Source organism: Microbacterium sp., from assembly GCF_043427715.1.
Lineage (GTDB): Bacteria > Actinomycetota > Actinomycetes > Actinomycetales > Microbacteriaceae > Microbacterium.
The window spans coordinates 1-2741 of the sequence record NZ_JBHWTD010000020.1 but is presented as its reverse complement, the minus strand read 5'-3'; the positions used below and the strand labels follow the sequence as shown (position 1 = coordinate 2741).

The 2741-nt window shown below is 68.3% G+C and carries 3 protein-coding genes; all 3 read left to right on the top strand.

Going from position 1 to position 2741, the window contains the following annotated elements; all coding sequences use genetic code 11:
- A partial coding sequence (locus ACHFGS_RS02010) for a hypothetical protein (protein ID WP_394289090.1) occupies nt 1-251 on the top strand: 251 nt, incomplete at its 5' end.
- A gap of 115 nt (nt 252-366) precedes the next feature.
- On the top strand, nt 367-1716 hold the full coding sequence (locus tag ACHFGS_RS02005; RefSeq protein ID WP_211449008.1) for an IS256 family transposase: 1350 nt from the start codon (nt 367-369) through the stop codon (nt 1714-1716).
- A gap of 175 nt (nt 1717-1891) precedes the next feature.
- A partial coding sequence (locus ACHFGS_RS02000; RefSeq protein ID WP_394289089.1) for an integrase core domain-containing protein occupies nt 1892-2741 on the top strand: 850 nt, incomplete at its 3' end.

Sequence of the window (2741 nt, the reverse complement as noted above, 5' to 3'; positions counted from 1 at the left end):
GAACTGGCTGGGAGGCCGCTGCTGACGGTCTCGATCAGCTCGACAATGAGCGCGCTGCCCGCGGCCCGGTGGGGTTCGCGAGGGGCGGCGACCCTGTGCTGGCAGATGCTCCGGGTGATCTCGACGGCGACGTGCCGATCGTCGGCGAACAGGGAGTCGAGCCGCCGCCGCTGCCGGTCGGTGAGGAACGGCGACCTCCGTTCGCTTTGTGGCGTGCATGGCGCGCGAGCAGGCGACCTTGCCGGCGATGAGGAGGATCATTACCTGCGTCCACGCGCTTCGCCCGCCGCCGGGTGCGCCACTGGGCGTGTCAGATGGTCTGTGTAAGCGGGGTGTTCCCCTTACGAAGGAGAACAGACTGTGACTATGGCGAAGACGAACCCGGAGCGCGAGGAGCGGCGCCGGAAGCAGAAGGAGATCGCGGACTCGCTCAAGGCCTCGGGCGCGTTGGATGAGATCTTCGCGAAGATCGATGCCGGTGAGGCGCTCACGGGCGAGCAGGGCCTGATCGGCGGCATGCTGAAAGCGGCGCTCGAGCGTGGCCTGGAGGCGGAACTGACCGAGCACGTCGGCTACGAGCGCGGCGACGCGGAGGCGTCGCTGCACGAGAACTCTCGCAACGGCACGTCGGTCAAGACGGTCGCGACCGAGATCGGTGATCTCGAGCTGGCGATCCCGCGTGACCGCAACGGCACGTTCACGCCGATGTTGGTGCCGAAGGGCTCGCGCCGGCTCGACGGGCTGGACGGCATGATCATCTCGCTCTACGCCGGCGGGATGACGCTGCGCGACATCCAGCACCACCTGGCGTCTACGATCGGCACGGAGCTCAGCCACGAGACGATCTCGAAGATCGTCGACCAGATCGGCGACGAGGTGCTCGCCTGGCAGCAGCGGCCGCTGGAGGCGCTCTACCCGGTGATCTACCTTGACGCGATCGTCGTGAAGGTCCGCGACGGCGGGCACGTGCGCAACAAGGCCGCGCATATCGCCGTGGGCGTGGACATGGACGGCATCAAGCACGTGCTGGGCATCTGGGTGCAGGACACCGAGGGCGCGAAGTTCTGGGCGGCCGTCTGCGCCGAGCTCGCCAACCGCGGCGTGAAGGACGTCCTGATCGTCTGCTGCGACGGGCTGACCGGCTTCCCCGAGGCGGTCGAGGCGACCTGGCGGGAAGCGACCGTGCAGACGTGCGTCGTGCACCTGATCCGGGCCGCGAACCGGTTCGTGAACTACAAGGACCGCAAGGCCGTCTCCGCCGCGCTCAAGCTCATCTACGAGGCCGCGAACGCGGACGCCGCGCTGGCGGAGCTGCGCGCGCTCGAGGCGTCGGAGCTCGGCAAGCGCTACCCGTCAGCGGTGAAGACGTTCCGCGACGCGTGGGAGCGGTTCACGCCCTTCCTCGCCTTCCCGCCGGAGCTGCGGCGCGTGATCTACACGACCAACTCGATCGAGTCGCTGAACTTCCAGCTCCGGAAGGTGACCAAGAACCGCGGCCACTTCCCCAACGACCAGGCGGTCGTGAAGCTGCTCTGGCTGGCGATCTGCGACATCGAGGACAAGCGAGCCAGAGACCGCGCGAAGGAGAAGGGCCTGCGATCAGAGCAGCGCAAAGCCGAAGGCAGGCTCGTCGAAGGACAAGTGACCACGAACTGGAAGCAAGCCCTGCAGCAGCTCTCGCTCGTCTACCCCGAACGCATCAACCGCCACCTCTAACCACCCCGGAACGCGCCGCTTACACAAACAACTTGACAGGCCCGCGGGCCCCGCATCGATCGCCGCCCGACTCGAGCGCGAAGGCACCGCGGCACCGGCGGTCTCCACCATCCGCCGCATCCTGCTCGAGGCGCAGCTGATCGCACCCGAGCCCAGCAAGCGGCCGCGGTCGGCGATGATCCGCTTCGAGGCGCACCAGCCGAACGAGCTCTGGCAGTCTGACTTCACCCACTGGCGCCTGGCCGACGGCACCGACGTGGAGAGCCGGGGCTGGCTCGACGACCACTCCCGGCTGCTGCTGTCCTGCACCGCCCACCGCCCCGTGACCGGCGCCGCCGTCATCGAGACCTTCGCCGCCACCGTCGCCGCCCACGGCGCACCCGCCGCAACCCTGACCGACAACGGACGCGTGTTCACCACCCGCGCCACCGGCACCCGCAACGGCTTCGAGCAGCTCCTCGCCTCGCTCGGCGTGCAGCAGCTGGGCGGCCGCCCATTCCACCCGCAGACACAAGGCAAGGTCGAACGCTTCCACCAGACCCTCAAGCGGTGGCTCGCCGCCCAACCGACCGCAGCCGACCTGCCGGCCCTGCAGGCGCAGCTCGACACGTTCCGGCACCACTACAACCACGACCGGCCCCACCGCGCGCTCGCCAGGCGCACCCCGCTCACCGCCTACGAAGCCACCCTCAAGGCCTCACCCGCCGATAACCCCGACCACGGCACCTGGCGCATCCGCCACGACCGCGTCGACCGCTTCGGCAAGCTCACCCTCCGCCGCGCCGGCCGACTCCACCACCTCGGCATCGGCATCGACCACGCCCGCACACCCGTGCTCATCCTCATCGACGAGACCACCGTCACCGTCAGCGACCGAGCCACCGGCGAGGTCCTCTCCACCCACACCGTCGATGAGTTCAGCCATCTATATGATGGCGCCATCATTCTGACTCACTCTCATCTCACCTACGCCCTCGACATCGAAGGCCGCGAAACTCTCCGCAAGATCATAGCTCGATCACATA